Consider the following 14,993-nt stretch of genomic DNA (forward strand, 5'->3'; position numbering starts at 1 on the left):
ACGGCGCGCCCACCGTCTTATTCGGTCCGCCGCCTTACTCGGTCCGCAGCGGTTCGATCGTGAGGCGTGCCCAGGCGCGGTAATGCGCGGCCATGGCCGGATCCTCGGCACGTTCCTCGACGCGCGCCAGCTCGTCGAGCACCCAGGTGGTATTGGGCGCCTCGTCGAGGCACTTGAGCAGGAAGCGCCGGCACTCGGCGAGCTTGCCCGCGCGCAACTGGCTGGCCGCCAGGGTGCGCTTGAACAGGTCGCGCTGCGCGTTGCTGCCGCCGATCCGGTGCAGGGCCGGCAGCGCGGCGCCCAGCATCTCGCAGGCGGCCGCGTGCTCGCCGTCGCCATAGGCGGCCAGCGCCGCGCACACGGGCGCCGTGACCTGCCGGCGGATCTGGTCCAGCTCGCTGGCGCCGCCCGCCAGCGCGGGCTGGTCGAAACCGGCCAGGAAGCGCCGCAGCTCGTCAGTCCGGCGCGCGCCGGCGAAGGCCATCGCGATATGCACGTCGAGGAAGCCGTTGCCGTGCCGCTCGGCATGGCCCAGCCACTTGTCGGCCAGCAACTGCCAGCGCTCGCCCACCTCCTGCCCGGCCAGTTCCAGCCGCCACAACAGCGAGGTGCCGTCGGTCAGCCGGAACGCGCTGGCCGCGTCGACGCTGGCCAGGTGCGCGTCGTGGATCGCCAGCGCCTCGTCGTAGCGGCGCGCCGCCACGTAGCGCAGGGCCAGGTGCCACCAGATATGCGCCAGCAGCAGCGGCTGCTCGCTCCAGCGCGGCTTGAGCGCGTCGAGCAGCGCCAGGCAGGCGTCGTGGCGGTTCTGCATCTCGTGGACGTGGATCAGCGCGTGCAGCGCCCAGCAATCGTCGCGCTCGCGTTCCAGCGCCAGCAGGGCCGGGCCCTCGGCCGCCGCGTAATGGCCGTTCTCCTCCAGCGCGAAGGCGTACTGGCCGAGCACGAAGCCGTAGCCGGGCTGGTCGGGGCGCCAGTCGCGCATCGCGCGCCGCATCGAATCGAGCATGCGCGCGGCGTCGCCGACCAGGAAGTGCGCCTCGTGCGCGAGCTTCATCGCCAGCAGGTCGCCGGGCTCGCGTTCGAGCACCGCCTGCCAATGCTCCGTGGCGCGCGTGATCTCGCCCTCGGCGCAGGCCTGCACGGCGCGGATATGGCCTTGCTCCTGCTCGGTGGCGTCGGCGAAGCGCTCGGCCAGGCGCTGCAGGCGCGGCGCGATGCGCGGCGAGGTCTTCGGCTCGCCGTCGAACAGCAGCATGCTCAGTGCGAACACGTCGCCCATCACGAAGGTGGCGTCGTTCGACAGCGCCAGCGCGTCGCCCACGGGGTTGCCGCGGAACGTGAAGTAGTCGCGGATCGCGCGGTTCCAGCGCGCCAGGGTGGCGGGGTCGTCGGCATGCCAATGCTGCCCGAAGGTGTCGGCGAGGGCGGGTTTCATGGTGGGATGTTCGGCTGGGGCGGGCGGGAATCGGAAACGGGATGTCGAAAGCAGGGGCAAAAGCGGCGGATCGGTGCTCGCCCGGAACGGCCGGGCGGCGGATCAGGCGCGCGATACGGGACCCGACATGATACGACCTGGTGCTTCGTTTCACAGTCGAGGGCAGGCTGGGCGCGAGGGCTGGCTTCGGCTCGCCGGGCGGCGCTGCGGATCGCCTGCCGCCGAGACCGATCCGTCTTCCATACTTGGACATGGCGAAGCCGCCGGGGCAAGAAAAACGGGGCGACCGCCCGGCATGTCGCCGACGATCGCCCCGTGTGGCCTGCCCGGCGAGGCCGGGTTTGCCGGGTTCAGGCCTGGGCGGCGCCCTCGGCCAGCGCCTTGGCCTGCTTCAGGCCCATTTCGTAGAGCCCCGAATACTGCGCGATGAGCTTGGCCTCGTCGGCGCCGGCGTTCGGCGTGAAGCGGCTGCTCCAGGTCGCCTTGGTGCCGTTTTCGCCGCTGCGCTCGACCGCGATGGTCGCGACGTAGTCGACCACCGGATCCGGGCCTTCGAGGATCGAATAGCTGTAGCGGCGATCGGCGTCGCTGTGTTCGAGCAACTGCTCGACGATGCGCGTATCGGTGCCGACCTCGAGATGACGCGTCTTGCCGTCGTCGGACAGGCGCGAGGTGCGCACCGGGGCGAGCCAGGCCGGCAGGCCGTTGAATCCGCCGACGATGGCCCAGACGCGATCGGCCGGCGCGGCGATCTCGACGGAAATGCTGACATTCGACATGCTTGCTGCCTCTGTTGTTGGGGTTCAGTGCTGCGGGACCGGCGCCTGGGCGGCGATCAGGCCTTCGGCCTTCAGCTCGCTCCACAGTGCCGGCGCGATCCGCGCGTCGGCGAGGCGCCGGTTCTCGGCGATCCGCCCGGGCCGGCTGGCGCCGGGAATCACCCCCGCCACCGCCGGGTGCGCGAGCGAGAACTGTAGCGCAACGGCGCGAATGTCGGCGCCGTGACGCGCGCAGATCGCCTTGATGCGCTCGACGCGCGCGATCATCTCGGGCGTGGCGGGCTGGTATTCGTAATGCGTGCCGCCGGCCAGCAGCCCCGAGTTGTAGGGGCCGCCCACCACGATGCCGAGCCCGCGCTGCTGTGCCTTGGGCATCAGCGTGGCGAGCGCGTCGGCGTGGTCGAGCAGGGTGTAGCGGCCGGCCAGCAGGAAACCGTCCGGATCGGCGCGATCGAGCGCGAGCACGCAGGGCTCGACGCGGTTCACGCCCAGGCCCCAGCTGCCGATCACGCCTTGCTCGCGCAGCCGGGTGAGCGCCACCGCGGCGCCCGACATCGCGGTGTCGAACACCTCGCGCCAGGCCGCGCCGTGGAAGTCGACGGCCGGATCGTGGATCCACACCGTGTCGAGCCGGTCGGTGCGCAGGCGCTTCAGGCTGTCCTCGATCGCGCGCAGCGTGCCCGCCTCGCTGTAGTCGTAGACGATCCGGTTCGGCAGGCCGTGCTCGAACAGTCCGCCTTTCTCGCCGAGGTCGCGCTCGGCGGCGCTTTCGTGCTCGTCGAGGATCAGCCGGCCGACCTTGGTGCCGAGCCGGTAGGCCTCGCGCGGGTAGGCCGCCAGCGCTTCGCCCAGGCGCAGCTCGGCCAGGCCCGCGCCGTAGAGCGGGGCGGTGTCGAAATAGCGGATGCCGCTGTCCCAGGCGGCCGCGACGGTCGCCAGCGCTTCGTCATGGGGGATGTCGCGGTACATGTTGCCAAGCGGCGCGGTACCGAAACCGATCTGGTCGGGAATCTCGATTCGCATGATGTGCTGTCGTGTGGGGGCGCCGGGCGACCTCGTGTCGATGTCGCCCCGCCCGCTGTCAAAGGGAAGGCGCATCGAGTGTGAGGGCGCGCGGGCTCGGCAACAACCCGTGCGCGAGTCAGATTGTCTTGAGCGGCAGTCAAGAATGCGGCGCGAGCAGGCCGCTTGCGCGCGTCAGCGGCGGCCGGCGGCGCGGCCAATCGGCTCCAGGTGCCCGGCACGGACGCCAGGCCTCCCGATACCCGGCTCGCGCCCGCTGCCTACAGCAATTCCACCGCCACCGCCGTGGCTTCGCCGCCGCCGATGCACAGGCTCGCCACGCCGCGCCTGGCACCCTGGGCGCGCAGCACGCCCAGCAGCGTGACGACGATGCGCGCGCCCGAGGCGCCGATCGGATGGCCGATCGCGCAGGCGCCGCCATGGGCGTTCATGCGTTCGCGAGGAATGTCGAAGTCGTGCATCACCGCCATCGGCACTACCGCGAAGGCCTCGTTGACCTCGTAGTAATCGACCTCGCGCGGCTGCCAGCCGGTGCGCGCGAACAGCTTCCTCAACGCGCCGATCGGCGCCGTGGTGAACCATTCGGGGTCCTGCGCATGGGCGCAATGCGCGTGGATGCGCGCGATCGGCTGCCGGCCCAGCCGCCGCGCCACCGATTCGCGCGTCAGCACCAGCGCGGCGGCACCGTCCGACAGCGGGCTGGAGCTGGCCGGCGTGATGGTGCCGGTCGGGCTGAACGAGGGCTTGAGCTTGGGGATCTTGGCCGGATCGACGCTTTGCGGCTGCTCGTCGGCCGCGATCGACACGCTGCCCTGTCTGGTGCTCAGCTCGACCGGCGCGATCTCCCAGTCGAAGCGGCCCTCGGCCTGCGAGCGCTGCGCACGCAGCAGCGATTCCGTCGCGAACGCGTCCTGCAGCTCGCGCGTGAAGGCGTAATGCGAGGCGCATTGCTCGCCGAACTCGCCCATCGGCCGGCCGCGCTCGTAGGCGTCCTCCAGCCCGTCGAGCGCGACGTGGTCGTAGAAGCTGCCATGGCCCGAGCGATAGCCGCCGCGCGCCTTCAGGGCCAGGTAGGGTGCATTGCTCATGCTCTCCATGCCGCCCGCCACCACCAGCGAGGCGCTGTCGTTGGACAGCGCGTCGAAGGCGTAACGGATCGCCTGCATGCCGGAGCCGCAGACCTTGTTGACCGTCACCGAGGCCACCGAACGCGGCAGCCCCGCGCCGAGCGCGGCCTGGCGAGCCGGCGCCTGGCCGAGCCCGGCCGGCAGCACGCAGCCGATGTAGGCTTCGTCGACGCTCGACGGTTCGATGCCGGCACGCTCGACCGCCGCGCGGATCGCGGTCGAGCCGAGCTCGATGGCGCTTTTCGGCGAGAGATTGCCGAGGTAACGGCCCACCGGCGTGCGCGCGGCGGAGAGAATCACGATCGGATCACCAGACATCGCAGGCTCCATTGAAATGAAAAGGAAAGCTCGATGATGTATGCATATGCATACTTAACCGCTATGGAAACGGAAAGCTAGTCGGACAAGCGCCATGAGGCCTTCACGCCGGCTTCCAGCAGGCGCCGCGAGAGGCCGGGGTCGTCCACCGCGCGCGACAGGATCAGCGAGCCGATGGCCAGCGCCACGGCCGCCAGCCCGGCTTCCTGCCGCTGCGCTTGCGAGTCGGCCAGGGCGAGGGCGTCGTGGCCACCCTCGCCGGCGTCGTCCGCCGGCGCCCGCGCGCAATCGACCAGCGATTCGAGGTGTTCGGTAAACACGCGCCGAACGGCATCGCTGCCCCGGCCGATCTCGACGGCCAGGGTGGCCGCGGCGCAGCCGGTTTCGGGATGATCGCGGTGCCGCTCGTTGAGGTAGGCGCCCATGAAGGCGACCGCGCGCGGCAATGCGGGATGGCGCGCCATGCGCTCGCGCAGCCGCTCGGTGGTCTGGCCGAAGCCGATCGCGATCGCCGCGGCGATCAGGGCGTCCTTCGACTTGAAATGCGCGTAGAAGCCGCCGTGCGTGAGGCCCGCCGTCTCCATCAGGCTGGCCACGCCGACCGCGTCGATGCCTTCCCGGCGAAACCGCGCCGAGGCCACCGCCTCGATGCGCGCGCGCGTCCTGGCCTTGTGCTCCGGATCGTATCGCATCGCCTCACCGTCTCCCCGGAGACGGGCCGGCCGCGCGATCTGGCGCGCGTGCGCCGCTCAGCCGGCCAGTGCCTCCGTCAATTGATAGACCTCGTTGCTGAATGCCTGCAGGTCGCCCTTGCCGCCATGGCGCGCCAGCTCGCGCTGGGCCGCTTCCCAGTCGGGCAGGCAGGTTTCGTAGAGCTTTTCGCCGGTGCGCGTGAGGCACCACAGATGCACGCGCCTGTCGTCCCGATCGGGCAGCGAGCGCACCAGCTTGCGCGAGCGCAGCGTGGCCAGGGTGCGGCTGAGGGTGGTCTGGTCGAGCAGCAGGGCGGTCGACAGGCCGCGCATCGAGGCCGCCTCGGCGCCATACAGGGCCATCAGGATGGTGAATTGCGTGATGCGGATTCCGTGCGGCGCGAGCCGGGCGTCGTACATCGCCGTGACCGCGCGCGCGGCCTGTCGCAAGGTGCCGCAATGACACGGCAATTTCAGCGGACCCTGGCTCATGACTTGCTCTCCTCGTCGGATGGGGAAATGCGGAACACGTTGCCCGTATTCTATGACAAGGAAAAATCGCCACCATCGTGGTTTTGACAGGCTGCGCGTGCTCTTTCATGGGGCCGGGGGATCCTGGCGCGAGCTGGCCGCGAGTGCCGCCGGGGCGGGTTCCGGCAGCGTCCAGCCGCCGCCCAGCGAGCGGAAGGTGGCCACCGCCGCGCGCGCGTAGTCGGCGTTCAGGCGCGCCTGCTCGCCGCGCGCCGAGAGCCATTGCTGGTCCTCCACCAGCACCTCGACCAGGCTCGCGTCGCCCTGCGCATAGGCATCGCGCGCCGCGCGCTGGGCCAGCGCCTCGGCTTCCACCTGGCGCGCGAGCTCGTCGCGCTGCGCGCCGATCTGCGCCCAGTCGGTCACCGCGTTCTCCACATCCTCGGCCGCGCGCAGCACGGCCTGGCGGTAGACGGCGAGCGCCTCGGCATGGCGCCCCCTGGCCTGCGCCACCTCGGCATCGACGCGGCCGAAGTCGAACAGGCGCCAGCGCAGCCCGGCCAGCGCGCCGGGCTGGAACGCAGCCGACTTGAACAGCGGTCCATCGAGCGCCTCGAAGCCGAGAATGCCCGACAGCGACAGCTTCGGGTAGTACTCGGCCAGCGCCGCGCCGACGCCCGCGTTGCTTGCCGCCAGCCGCCGCTCGGCCGCCACCACGTCGGGGCGGCGGCGCAGCAGCGCGTCCGGGCCGATCCCGGCCGGCAGGCCCGGTACCACCGGGTCCGCGACCGGCGCGCCCAGTTGCGCCGTGTAGGTGCCGGGTGCCGAGCCCATCAGGATATCCAGCCGGTTGGCCTGGCGCGCTCGCTCGGCCAGCAAGGGCGGGCGCTGCGAGCGCGTCTGAGCGAGCCGTGCCTCGGCCTCGGCCTGTTCGCGCCGGGTGGCCACGCCGTTGCCGACGCGATCGCGAACCAGCGAGACCAGGTGGCGATCGGCCTCGATCTGCTGCTCGACGATGGCGATGCGCGCCTGCAGGCCGCGCAGCCGGAAATAGGCATCGGCCGCGTCGGCCGCCACCGAGACGCGAGAGCCGGCATGCAGGGCCTCGGCCGCCTCGGCCTCGGCGCTGGCCGCCTGTGCCTGGCGACGCAGGCCGCCGGCCAGATCGAGCTCCCAGCTCGCGCCCAGGCCGAGCTGGGTATAGCTCTGGTTGCGATCGTAGCCGGGCAGGGCCGAGCCGATCCGGCCCAGCGGCGATTCCAGCGACTGCCGCTGGCGCGCGGCCGTGCCCTCGACATCGAGCCTGGGCAGCCGCTGCGCGCCGGCATCGGCGGCCGCCGCGCGCGCTTGCGCCACGCGCGCCTCGGCGGCGGCCAGGTCGAGGTTCTGCGCCAGCGCGCGCTCGATCAGTCGCGTGAGCACCGGATCGTGGAAGCCGAGCCACCAGGCATCGAGCGCGACCGGTTCGGCCGCGGGCCGCGCCTGCAGCGTGCGCAGCGCGTCCTGGCTGGCATAGTTCGGCGCGAGCGGCGAATCGGCCGGCCGGTAGTCGGGGCCGACCGTGCAGCCGCCCAGCAGCGACGCGGCCAGCGCAGCGGCGGCCATGGCCGCCGGCCGCGCGAGGGCCGGGCGGTGCGGCCGGCACGGCCACGCAAACGAATGATCAGGAGTTCGTGACATGGGGAGGCGCCTCAGTGAGCGTTCTTCGACGAATCGGGGGGCGGCGGCGGCACCACCTTGCGCATCAGCGGCACGATCAGGGTGGCGAACATGAAGCCGATCATGATGGTGGTGAGCGCGTCGCCATAGGCCATGGTCTGCGCCTCGCGCAATGCGATGTCGTGCAGCTCGCGCAGCGAGGCGGCCGCGCCGGCCTGGGCGGAGCCGAGCGCCGGGCCGAGCTGGGCCTCCAGCGTGCCGAGCATTTTCTGCATCGGCTGGTTGGCGGCCGTCAGGCGCGAGGCGATATCGGTGAAATGCAGGTTGGTGCGATTGTTGAGGATCGCACCGACGATCGCGATGCCCACCGCGCCGCCCAGGTTGCGCATCATGTTGAACAGGCCGCTGGCGTACTTGAGCCGCTCGGGCGGCAGGCTGCCCAGGCCGAGCGTGACCGCCGGCGCGATCGCGAACACCTGCGGGAAGCCGCGGATCAGCTGCGGCCAGAGCAGTTGCTGGTTGCCCCAGTCGTGGGTGATGAAGCGGAAGTCCCACATTGACAGGCCGAACATCGCCATGCCGAACATCATCAGCCAGCGCAGGTCGGTCTTGCGCGCGAACATCACGTAGACCGGCACGCCCACCAGCGCGGCGATGCCGGTCGGCATCATCGCCACGCCGGTCTGCCAGGCGTCGTAGCCGCGCACGTAGCCGAGGAACAGCGGCGTCAGGTAGATCGACGAGAAGGCGCCCACGCCGGTCAGGAAGGACAGGATGCAGCCGATCGTGAAGTTGCGGTTGCCGAAGGCGCGCAGGTCGACGATCGGGTTGTCGATGCTCAGGCAGCGCGCCACGAACACGCTGCCCGCGCAGGCCGAGATCACCGCGCAGCGGCGGATGACGGGATCGTCGAGCCAGTTCCAGCGCGCGCCTTCCTCCAGCACGTATTCGAGTGTGCCGAGGAACACCGCCATCAGCGCGATGCCCACGTAATCGGCGCCCTTGAGCAGTGAATGATCGGGTCGGTCGATGTCGGCCGCCAGCGAGACACCCAGCGCCACCAGCAGCCCCGGCACCAGGTTCACGTAGAACAGCCAGCGCCAGTTGGCGGTATCGGTGATGAAGCCGCCGACGATCGGCCCGAGCGCCGGCGCGAGCGACGCGATGGTGCCGATCACGGCGGCCGCGATCACGCGCCGCTTGCCGTCGAAGTAGTGGAACGAGGAGGTGAACACGGTGGGGATCATCGAGGCGCCCAGCACGCCCTGGATCGCGCGGAACACGATCATGCTCTCGATGTTCCAGGCGAAGCCGCACAGCAGGCTGGCGGCCGTGAAGCCGAGCGCGGAGCCGGCGAACAGGCGGCGCGTGGAGAACACGCGCGTGAGCCAGCCCGACATCGGGATCACGGTGATCTCGGCGATCAGGTAGGCGGTCTGCACCCAGCCGATCTGGTCCTGTGCCGCGCTCAGGCCGCCGCCGATCTCCTGCAGCGAGGAGGCCACGATCTGGATGTCGAGCAGCGCGATGAACATGCCCACGCACATCACCGCGAACGGCCAGGCGGGCGGATGCGCTGCTTCCGGCGGCGGGCCGGAAGCAGCGCCGGCCCCGGCTGCGCCGGGCGTGCCCTCGGCCGGCGCGCCGGCAGGGCGCTTGGCGAGCTCGCTCATCAGGAGGCTCCGTGGGTGTCGACCGTCACGGTGGTGGACAGGCCCGGGCGCAGCACGCCCAGCACGCCGTCGGCCGCCTCGAAGCTGATCCGCACCGGCACGCGCTGCACGATGCGCGTGAAGTTGCCGGTGGCGTTCTGCGGCGGGATCACGCTGAACACCGCGCCGGTGGCCGGCGCCAGCAGGTGCACGCGACCCTCGAAGCAGCGCGAGGACTGCACGTCGGCGCAGATCCTGGCGCGCTGGCCGGCCTGCATGTGGCGGAGCTGGTCCTCCTTGTAGTTCGCGTCGACCCACAGGCCCTTGGCGGCCACCACCGACATCAGCTGGGTGCCGGGCGTCACGTAGCTGCCCACGTGGATCGCGCGATTGCCCACGTAGCCGTCGATCGGCGCGCGCAGCTCGGTGTAGCCGACGTTCAGTTCGGCGGTGCGCTGGGCCGCGCCGGCCTGCAGGATCGCGGCATCGGCGCCGGCGATCTGGCTGTCGAGCACGCCCACCTGCTGGCGCGCCTCGCGCAGCTTCGCCGAGGCCGAATCGAGCTGCGCCTGGGCCTGCTTGAGCGCAGCACTCGAGCGTTCCTCGCTCTGGCGCGTGCCCGCCGCGGTGCTGAGCAGGTTGCGGTAGCGCGCCGCGTCGGTCCGGGCGAAGGACAGCGCGGCCGATTTCTCCGCGACTTCGGCGCCGGCCTGGTCGATCAGGGTCTGCTGCAGCGTGCGGCGCGCCAGCAGTTGCGCGCGCGAGGCGCGCATGGCCGCCTCGTTGGCCTTGGCGGCATCCAGCGCGGCGGCGAAATCGCCGGGCTGCAGGCGCAGCAGCGGCTGGCCGGCACGCACGCGCTGGTTGTCCTCCACCAGCAGCTCCGATACGTAGCCCGCCACGTGCGGCGAGATCACCGTGATGTTGCCGCCCACGTAGGCGTCGTCGGTGGTCTCGTAGAAGCGCCCGTGCAGCCACCAGTAGATCGCGTAGCCGGCGAGCAGCACCAGCAGCACGATCAGCACCGGCAGCACCAGCTTGCGCTTGCGTTTCGGTTTTCCGTCGGCGGCGCCCGGCAGTGCCGTCGCGCCCGTTTGGTTCTCGCTCAAGTTGAGGTTCTCCTTCGCCTGGCTTGCTTGGCAGTCCTCGCCGGGATCATGCTTTGCATGCGCAACGATCGTGGCGATTCATGCCGGTTTCAGATGGTCATCGTCATATGAAGAGGCCGAATTCCGGCATGCCCGAACGCCGGGCATGCCGGAGCCTGGCGCGGCGCGATGGCCCGCGCGGCCCTGCCTTGCGTGCAGCAATCACGGCGCCTCGCTCACGCGGCGCGCCGCGTGTCCTACCAGGTGCCGAGCAGCGAATCGACGCCGCGCAGCGCGTTGTTGCGGCGATAGGGCAGCGCGTCGAGATTGGTCAGGTGCAGGTTCGGCAGGCGCGTGTAGACCACCTCCAGCGCGGCCGCGATCTCCAGCAGCGCGAGCCGCGCGCCCAGGCAGTAGTGCAGGCCGCCGCCGAACGAGAGCGGGCGCACGTTCTCACGGTCGATGTCGAGCCGGTCCGGGTTCTCGAACTTCTCCGGATCGCGATTGCCGCCGCCGAGGAACACGCAGATCAGGTCGCCGCGCTGGATCGTCTGGCCTTCCAGCTCGACTTCCTCGAGCGCCACGCGCTGGGCGATCTGCACCGAGCTGTCGTAGCGCAGCGCCTCGGTCACCACCCTGGGCATGATCGAGAGGTCGGCCTTGACGCGCTCGCGCTGCTCCGGGTGGCGCTGCAGCGCGATCAGCGTGTTGCCGATCATGTTCTCGGTGGTCTCGTGGCCGGCCACGAACAGGAAGCAGAGGTTGGCGACGATCTCGTCGTCGGTCAGGCGCTGGCCGTCTTCCTCGGCCAGGATCATCTGCGAGATCAGGTCGTCGCCCGGCTCCTTGCGGCGCTCGGCCAGCACCTTGGCGAAGTAGGTTTCGAGTTCGATCGCCGACTTGCGCGATTCCTCGAGCTGCTCGGCGTTGAGCGGCGTGACGTTGAGCGCGCCGGCCGCGCGATCGGCGGCGCGCTTGAACATCGCGCCGTCCGACAGCGGCACGCCGAGGATGGTGCACATGGTCTGCATCGGCAGCAGGAAGGCGAAGCCGGTCACCAGGTCGCCCTGCGGCTCCTTCACCAGCCGGTCGATCAACTGGTTCGAGATGGTGTAGGAGGCCTCGCGGAACTTCTCGACCTGGCGCGCGTTGAAGGACTTCATCAGCAGCGCGCGCAGGTTGGTGTGCTTGGGCGGGTTCAGGCCCGGCAGCATCGAGCGGAAGGTGCGGAACGGCGGCTGGTCGATCACGCCCTCGCCGTAGCGCGCCTTGACCGCCTCGACGATGCCCTTGCCGAAGCGGCGGTCGAGCAGCAGCTTCTCGCCGAAGCCGTAGTGCGAGGTCGCGTAGAGCTTGGGCGCGAGCTTGACCAGTTGGCCCTCGGCGCGCATCGCGTCGAACACGGGGTAGGGGTTCTTCAGGAAATCGGGTGTCGCCAGGTCGCTGTATTGCATGGTGGGGAGTCCTTGGTGTCTTGGGAAATGGCGCTCGGGTGGCCGCGCCTCAGATCGAGACCATCTCGAAGTCGAGCTTGGGCACGTCGCATTCGGGGCAGCGCCAGTCGTCGGGAATGTCCTCCCAGCGCGTGCCGGCGGCGATCCCGGCGTTCGGGTCGCCGCTTCGTTCGTCATAGAGGTAACCGCAGATCAGGCACATCCAGGTGCGGTATTCGACGGTGAGTTCGGACATCGTGAGCGTTCTCCGGATCAGTGCTGCAGAGCAGGCTCGGCGGCGGCTGCGCCCGCGCCTTCCAGGTTCTGGTGCAGCTGCTTGCGCAGCTTGTGGAGGTCCTTGACGTTGAGCAGCGGACGCTCCAGCAGGATCGACAGGTTGTGCAGGATGCGGTCGGCCACGCGGTTCTCCCAGTCGCGGTCGAAGCGGATCTGCGTGTCGAGCCAGCGGCCCAGCCATTCCGGATCGGGCAGGCGGCTCTGCACCGTGTCGTTGGGGAACAGCGTGCGATTCACGTGCAGGTTGGTCGGGTGGATCGCCTTGGCCGCGCGGTTGGCGCTGGCCATCAGCGTGCCGATCTTGGCGAAGGCCAGGCGCGCCTCGTCGCCGTGCCGGTCCAGCGCTCGGCGCATGTACTTCAGGTAGGCGGCCGCGTGGCGCGCCTCGTCGCGCGAGATCAGCTCGTAGATCTGCCGGATCACCGGCTCGGTGTGCCAGTGCGCGGCGCAGCGATACCAGTGGTTGAGGCGGATCTCGCCGCCGAAGTGCAGGGTCAGCGTCTCCAGCGCCGGGGCCGGGTCGAACGGGAAGCGCACCGCGTGCAGCTCGTCCTCGGTGGGCGCGAGCTCGGGACGGAAGCGCCGCAGGTACTCGATCAGCACCAGCGAATGCTTCTGCTCCTCGTAGAACCAGATCGACATGAAGGCCGAGAAATCGCTGTCGTCGACGTTGTCACGCAGGAACATCTCGGTGGCCGGCAGCGCCGCCCATTCCGTGATCGCGTTCATCTTGATCGACAGCGCCTGCTCGTCGGACAGCAGCGAGGCGTCGAAGCGGTCCCAGTCGACGTCGTGCTGCATGTCCCAGCGCGCGCGTTCCAGGCTTCGGTACAGTTCGGGATAGAGCATGGTGGTCCCCTCGGCTCAGCCCACGGCCGGCGCGAGCGACGGCGCGTTCGCCGCCGGCTCGCCGCCGATCGCGAGGAACTGGGTGGCGCGCTCGATCACACGCGCGTCCGACAGGATCCGCACGTGGCCGACCTTCTCGACGCGCTCGAAGCGCACGTGCGGCAAGGCCGCGGCGATGTTCTCCGATTCGCAGATCGGCACGATCTTGTCGTTCGGGCCATGCATCACGAAGATCCGCGTGCGCAGGCCCCGGCCCAGCGCGCCGATGTCCCAGTGCTGGGGCGGCACGCCGTTGCGGCGATGCAGCTCGGCATACATCGCGTCCATCACGCTGGGCGCAAGGCGCAGGAAGTCGCCCGACCAGCGGTCGATCACCGCCGGCAGCGTGCAGGGCGGCGCCAGCATCACGATGCCGTCCACGCTGTCGGGCCCGAGCTCGGCCATCGCGCCGGTCGAGGCGATGCTGCCCAGCGAGTGCGAGACGATGCCGTGCACGCCGCCGAGCGATTCGATCGCGCCCTTCACGGCGTTCTTGAAGGCCGTCATGGTGGTGACCGTGCCGGGCGAGACGCCATGCGCCGGCGCGTCGAAGGCGGCCACGCGAAAACCCGCCTTCTGCAGCTTGGGCACGAAGGAGAACATGGTGGCACTGTCGGCGCCCCAGCCGTGCACCAGCAGCACGGTGCGCTCGCCCTTGCCCCACAGATGGCCGTGGGTGACGCCGTCCACGCCGCGGATCTCGAAGCGGCGCGCGCCGAGCGGCGACATGTCCTTGGGCGGCGTCTTGCGGAAGGTGCGCGTATAGCCGAACAGGTCGGTGGCGCGCCGCGCGGCGGCCGCCGGCGAGACCGCGCCGAGCGCGCCGACGTAGCCCTTGAGCACGCGCTTGCCGAACGACATCGCGGGGCTCGCCGCGCGTGCCGGCGAAGGCGCCGGCGCGGCGGCGGCCGCCGCGCCGTGCGGGAGGGATGACTCGGAAGTATTGGACATCGTCCTTCTCCTGCCAGAGTGGCCTGATGAAGCCGGGTAGTGGGCTCAGATAGTGGGCTCGGGTGGTGGGCTCAGATCGCCGAATCGGCGCGCGGCGGGGTGGCCGCGGGCGGCGTGGCGAGCGCCTCGAACGAGCGGTAGTAGCCGTGCACCGGGTCATAGAGATGGCAGGCGCGGATCACCTTCCAGACCTCGCCGAGCGTGAACGGCTTCTGCCGGATCGAGCCGGGATAGGCGCGCTTGAGTGCCTCGCGCGCCTTGGGCAGGTTGTAGAAGGGGATCACCGGCACCACGTGGTGGGCGGCATGCACCGAGATGTTGTGGGTGAAGAAGTGCAGCCACTTCGGGTACTCGTAGTCGGTGGTCATCATCAGCCGGCTGCCGTTCAGGCTCCAGTGCTCGCGCGTCAGGAACGGCAGTTCGTCCGAGATGTGATGCATCATCGTGGTGGTGCTGAACCAGGCGTGGATGCCGAGCCAGGGGCCGAGGAAGTACAGCAGGAAACCCTGCCAGCCCGTGAACCAGACCAGGGTGGGCAGGTAGACGGCGGCGAACAGCACCGTGACCACCACCGAGCGGCGCACGTCGTTGCGGGCCTCGCGCTTGGGGAACATGCTGGGCTTGAAGCCCGAGTGGCGCTGGTAGTTGACCGTGCCCAGCCAGAACAGCCAGCTGCGCGTGCTGCGGTACACGAATTTCTCCCAGGCGCCCATGCGGCGGTATTGCTCCGGGAGCACCGGGCGCCAGTCGGTGTCCATCTCCAGGCTGTTGGTGTTGGCGTGATGCAGGTTGTGCATGTGGCGCCAGCCGTGGAACGGGTAGAGCAGCGGGAACAGCGCGATCTGGCCGAGCGCGAAGTTGAAGCGGCGGCTCTTCGAGAAGGAGTTGTGCCCGCAATCGTGGGCGATGCAGAACAGGCCCCAGCCGCCCAGGCCGGCCAGCAGCCAGAGCGGGATCCAGAGCGACCAGTGCGGCGCGTAGTGCACGCCGATCACGGCGCCCACGTAGAGCGCGGTGCTGGCGAAGAAGCCCAGCAGGCCGCGCGCCAGGCGCGGTTCGTAGAGTTCGCGCGGAATCGCGTCGGCCAGGCGCTCGCCGTCGAGCGACTTGATCGACTGCACGAAGTCCCGAAAGCCCGGGGTCTGCTGCTGCGGTAGTTGGATGGTTGCCATCGGTT

The 14,993-nt window shown here is 70.2% G+C and carries 14 protein-coding genes; all 14 read right to left on the reverse strand.

Going from position 1 to position 14,993, the window contains the following annotated elements; all coding sequences use genetic code 11:
- Positions 1-34: 34 nt before the first annotated feature.
- A complete protein-coding gene (locus FB600_RS10505; RefSeq protein ID WP_096748931.1) occupies positions 35-1,438 on the reverse strand; it encodes a tetratricopeptide repeat protein in 1,404 nt (467 codons plus the stop codon).
- A gap of 350 nt (positions 1,439-1,788) precedes the next feature.
- On the reverse strand, positions 1,789-2,217 hold the full coding sequence (locus FB600_RS10510; RefSeq protein ID WP_096748930.1) for an SRPBCC family protein: 429 nt from the start codon (positions 2,215-2,217) through the stop codon (positions 1,789-1,791).
- Positions 2,218-2,241: 24 nt separating this feature from the next.
- Positions 2,242-3,240, reverse strand: coding sequence for an aldo/keto reductase (locus FB600_RS10515; RefSeq protein WP_096748929.1), 999 nt, complete (start codon positions 3,238-3,240; stop codon positions 2,242-2,244).
- Positions 3,241-3,500: 260 nt separating this feature from the next.
- Entirely contained in the window at positions 3,501-4,685 is a 1,185-nt protein-coding gene (locus tag FB600_RS10520) for an acetyl-CoA C-acyltransferase (RefSeq protein ID WP_098154051.1), read from the reverse strand.
- A gap of 77 nt (positions 4,686-4,762) precedes the next feature.
- Positions 4,763-5,377: a TetR/AcrR family transcriptional regulator gene (locus FB600_RS10525; protein WP_096748927.1), complete on the reverse strand. Its 615-nt coding sequence runs from the start codon at positions 5,375-5,377 to the stop codon at positions 4,763-4,765.
- 57 nt (positions 5,378-5,434) lie between these two features.
- Positions 5,435-5,854, reverse strand: coding sequence for a MarR family winged helix-turn-helix transcriptional regulator (locus FB600_RS10530; RefSeq protein WP_164467582.1), 420 nt, complete (start codon positions 5,852-5,854; stop codon positions 5,435-5,437).
- Between the two features lie 120 nt (positions 5,855-5,974).
- Entirely contained in the window at positions 5,975-7,528 is a 1,554-nt protein-coding gene (locus tag FB600_RS10535; RefSeq protein ID WP_096748925.1) for an efflux transporter outer membrane subunit, read from the reverse strand.
- A gap of 11 nt (positions 7,529-7,539) precedes the next feature.
- A complete protein-coding gene (locus tag FB600_RS10540; RefSeq protein ID WP_208449487.1) occupies positions 7,540-9,180 on the reverse strand; it encodes a DHA2 family efflux MFS transporter permease subunit in 1,641 nt (546 codons plus the stop codon).
- Entirely contained in the window at positions 9,180-10,268 is a 1,089-nt protein-coding gene (locus FB600_RS10545) for an HlyD family secretion protein (protein WP_096748924.1), read from the reverse strand. The genes FB600_RS10540 and FB600_RS10545 overlap by 1 nt, the downstream gene beginning before the upstream one ends.
- Before the next feature lie 236 nt (positions 10,269-10,504).
- The gene (locus FB600_RS10550) at positions 10,505-11,701 is read right to left on the reverse strand and encodes a cytochrome P450 (protein ID WP_025100202.1); all 1,197 of its coding nucleotides are present in this window, start codon (positions 11,699-11,701) and stop codon (positions 10,505-10,507) included.
- Positions 11,702-11,750: 49 nt separating this feature from the next.
- Positions 11,751-11,936 (reverse strand): rubredoxin, encoded by a 186-nt coding sequence (locus tag FB600_RS10555; RefSeq protein ID WP_013697988.1) that lies wholly within the window; start codon positions 11,934-11,936, stop codon positions 11,751-11,753.
- 17 nt (positions 11,937-11,953) lie between these two features.
- The gene (locus FB600_RS10560; RefSeq protein ID WP_036040873.1) at positions 11,954-12,826 is read right to left on the reverse strand and encodes an acyl-ACP desaturase; all 873 of its coding nucleotides are present in this window, start codon (positions 12,824-12,826) and stop codon (positions 11,954-11,956) included.
- A 15-nt stretch (positions 12,827-12,841) separates the two neighbouring features.
- Positions 12,842-13,816 carry an alpha/beta fold hydrolase gene (locus FB600_RS10565; RefSeq protein ID WP_096748922.1) on the reverse strand — a complete coding sequence of 325 codons (975 nt, stop codon included), beginning with the start codon at positions 13,814-13,816 and terminating at the stop codon, positions 12,842-12,844.
- Positions 13,817-13,887: 71 nt separating this feature from the next.
- Complete coding sequence (locus FB600_RS10570; protein WP_096748921.1) at positions 13,888-14,988, reverse strand: fatty acid desaturase; 1,101 nt, start codon at positions 14,986-14,988, stop codon at positions 13,888-13,890.
- Positions 14,989-14,993 lie beyond the last annotated feature (5 nt).

It is taken from the genome of Burkholderia sp. SJZ089 (assembly GCF_007828315.1).
Classification (GTDB): Bacteria; Pseudomonadota; Gammaproteobacteria; order Burkholderiales; family Burkholderiaceae; genus Burkholderia; species Burkholderia gladioli.

What these genes read in the sequence shown, in the direction of transcription:
- FB600_RS10505 (WP_096748931.1), bottom strand. Translation starts at nt 1,438, where the DNA reads ATGAAACCCGCCCTCGCCGACACCTTCGGGCAGCATTGGCATGCCGAC.
- FB600_RS10510 (WP_096748930.1), bottom strand. Translation starts at nt 2,217, where the DNA reads ATGTCGAATGTCAGCATTTCCGTCGAGATCGCCGCGCCGGCCGATCGC.
- FB600_RS10515 (WP_096748929.1), bottom strand. Translation starts at nt 3,240, where the DNA reads ATGCGAATCGAGATTCCCGACCAGATCGGTTTCGGTACCGCGCCGCTT.
- FB600_RS10520 (WP_098154051.1), bottom strand. Translation starts at nt 4,685, where the DNA reads ATGTCTGGTGATCCGATCGTGATTCTCTCCGCCGCGCGCACGCCGGTG.
- FB600_RS10525 (WP_096748927.1), bottom strand. Translation starts at nt 5,377, where the DNA reads ATGCGATACGATCCGGAGCACAAGGCCAGGACGCGCGCGCGCATCGAG.
- FB600_RS10535 (WP_096748925.1), bottom strand. Translation starts at nt 7,528, where the DNA reads ATGTCACGAACTCCTGATCATTCGTTTGCGTGGCCGTGCCGGCCGCAC.
- FB600_RS10540 (WP_208449487.1), bottom strand. Translation starts at nt 9,180, where the DNA reads ATGAGCGAGCTCGCCAAGCGCCCTGCCGGCGCGCCGGCCGAGGGCACG.
- FB600_RS10550 (WP_025100202.1), bottom strand. Translation starts at nt 11,701, where the DNA reads ATGCAATACAGCGACCTGGCGACACCCGATTTCCTGAAGAACCCCTAC.
- FB600_RS10555 (WP_013697988.1), bottom strand. Translation starts at nt 11,936, where the DNA reads ATGTCCGAACTCACCGTCGAATACCGCACCTGGATGTGCCTGATCTGC.
- FB600_RS10560 (WP_036040873.1), bottom strand. Translation starts at nt 12,826, where the DNA reads ATGCTCTATCCCGAACTGTACCGAAGCCTGGAACGCGCGCGCTGGGAC.
- FB600_RS10565 (WP_096748922.1), bottom strand. Translation starts at nt 13,816, where the DNA reads ATGTCCAATACTTCCGAGTCATCCCTCCCGCACGGCGCGGCGGCCGCC.
- FB600_RS10570 (WP_096748921.1), bottom strand. Translation starts at nt 14,988, where the DNA reads ATGGCAACCATCCAACTACCGCAGCAGCAGACCCCGGGCTTTCGGGAC.